The organism is Candidatus Infernicultor aquiphilus, from assembly GCF_002784285.1.
Taxonomy (GTDB): domain Bacteria; phylum Atribacterota; class Phoenicimicrobiia; order Phoenicimicrobiales; family Phoenicimicrobiaceae; genus Infernicultor; species Infernicultor aquiphilus.
On record NZ_PFKO01000353.1, the window covers coordinates 1 to 2,145 of the forward strand.

2 protein-coding genes are annotated in these 2,145 nt (G+C 31.6%); both read left to right on the forward strand.

Features of this window, described 5'->3' with window-relative positions; genetic code table 11:
- Positions 1-466 precede the first annotated feature (466 nt).
- Positions 467-685, forward strand: a complete 219-nt coding sequence (locus tag COZ07_RS09970; protein ID WP_406608415.1) for a hypothetical protein — start codon at positions 467-469, stop codon at positions 683-685.
- Complete coding sequence (locus COZ07_RS09975; protein ID WP_406608416.1) at positions 682-2,028, forward strand: ATP-binding protein; 1,347 nt, start codon at positions 682-684, stop codon at positions 2,026-2,028. The genes COZ07_RS09970 and COZ07_RS09975 overlap by 4 nt, the downstream gene beginning before the upstream one ends.
- The last annotated feature ends 117 nt before the right edge of the window (positions 2,029-2,145 follow it).

The following is a 2,145-nucleotide window of genomic DNA, read 5'->3' on the forward strand; positions in this document are numbered from 1 at the left end:
AAAATGCTGGTGTTTTTCCTCGGCTAAAGAACGCAAGGGGACTAAATAAATGGCTTTTTGGTAGTGGATGGCTTGGGTGATGGCGGCCATATCTCCGATAAAGGATACCATATTCCTCCAGACTTCTCATCTTCATCGGTTTTTTTATCATTCTTATCTTTCTCCTTTCCTTATTATTACTTGTCATTGCGAATCCATAAAACATTTGTTTGTTACAATATTATACTCTTTCTCCTTTCCACTTTCAACCCCTATTTAAAAATATTTTTCCTAATAAAAAAGAGGATTTTTCATAACTTTGTCGAATAATAATTTATAGAATTTGAAATAAATTTAAAAAAATATTATTTTATCTCATAATTTCTGCCCTACTGTATTCAAACCAACGTGATATAATCATAAAAACATTAAAGAAACTTTTGAAGTTAATCTAAAAAAAGATACCGTTTGGCTGTCTCAAAAACAGATGGCAGAATTATTTGAAAAAGATGTTCGTACTGTTAATGAACATATTGGTAATATCTATAAAGAAAAAGAATTAATGAAGAGTTCAACTATCCGGAAATTCCGGATAGTTCAAAAAGAAGGCAATAGACAAGTAGAAAGGATACGAAGTTGTTATAACCTAGATGTAATCATTGAGAAACCGAAGAGAATTTTAAGAAAGATGGGATTAGAGTTATGAATTTAGATGAAATATTAAAAGGTACAGAAAACACAACTGTTGAATTTAAAGAAAAAATCAATGAATCGATATTTAAAACTATTTCAGCTTTTGCTAATAAAGAGGGAGGAATTATCTATATTGGTATATCAGACAAAAAAGAGATAAAGGGATTTGAATATACCAATAGCTTACTCGGAGATTTAACTAATAAAATAGTAAATCTGCTGGGAATTCATCCCCAAATAGACTGTATTAAAGTTGATAAAAAAGATGTACTTCAAATAAAGATTAAGAAAAGTACTCTACCTATATCCTACAAAGGTAAATATTATACTCGGGTTGGAAACACTACCAGAGAAATGCAGGGAGAAGGATTAAGAACTTTTTTTATAAAAGGTACAAACTGGGACGGACTTACCGAAGAGTATAGTTTAGATGAGATTAATACCGAAACGGTTAGAAAATTTATCCGAATGGCCGTAAAAAGTGGAAGGTTAAGAAGCGAAGATGAAAACGAAGATATAAAAACTATTTTTAAGAAATTAAAACTTATCATCAATGGAAAATTAACTAATGCAGCAATAATATTATTTGGCAATGATCCCCAGAAATATTTTATAAATGCATTGGTAAGAGTAGGACGATTTAAGGATGAAACTACCATTATAGGGGATAGACGCATAGAAGGGAATCTATTTAAACAAATAGAAGAAGCGGAAGAAGCGATAAAGAATTTCATAAATGTAAGATATGAAATAACCGGGGAACAATTAACCAGAAAAAATATCTGGGATTATCCTTTAGAAGCAATTAGAGAAGGACTCTTAAACGCTGTGATTCATAGAGATTATTTCAGATACAATGTTCAAACCCAGATTAAAATATTTAATGATTGGATATGGTTCTTTAATATTGGAGGACTTCCAGAGGGAATAACCCTTGAACAATTGAAAACTACCCATCCCTCAGTTGCCAGAAATCCTCTTATTGTCCATATATTTTATCTTGCCGGATTAATTGAAGAATATGGATCTGGAATCGGAAGAATTATTAACTCCTTAAACAAGGTTAATCTGCCAGAACCTGAGTTTAAAGAGGAATTCAGTGGATTTTCACTCTATATGAGAAAGGATTACTATACCGAAGAAAGACTCAAGGAAATGGGACTTAACGAAAGGCAGACAAAAGCAGTAATTTACATTAAAGAGAAGGGAAAAATTACAAATAAGGAGTATCAGGAGTTAAACAATATCAAAAAGAGGCAAACGAGTGAAGATTTTGCAGTTTTAGAGGATAAAGGTATCTTAGAAAAAATTGGAACTACTGGAAAGGGAACTTATTACATTTTAAAGGGGCATTAAAGGGGCATTAAAGGGGCAAAATGACAGGGTATTTTCCAACAGGTTTGAATTCTTTAATCCTGATTCACTTCCCAAGAAAATATAATTTACTCCCTTGACAGAACATTTTCCCTATAT

Excerpts from the sequence above, each read along its gene's own strand:
- COZ07_RS09975 (WP_406608416.1), top strand. The coding sequence starts at position 682 with ATGAATTTAGATGAAATATTAAAAGGTACAGAAAACACAACTGTTGAA.
- COZ07_RS09970 (WP_406608415.1), top strand. The coding sequence starts at position 467 with ATGGCAGAATTATTTGAAAAAGATGTTCGTACTGTTAATGAACATATT.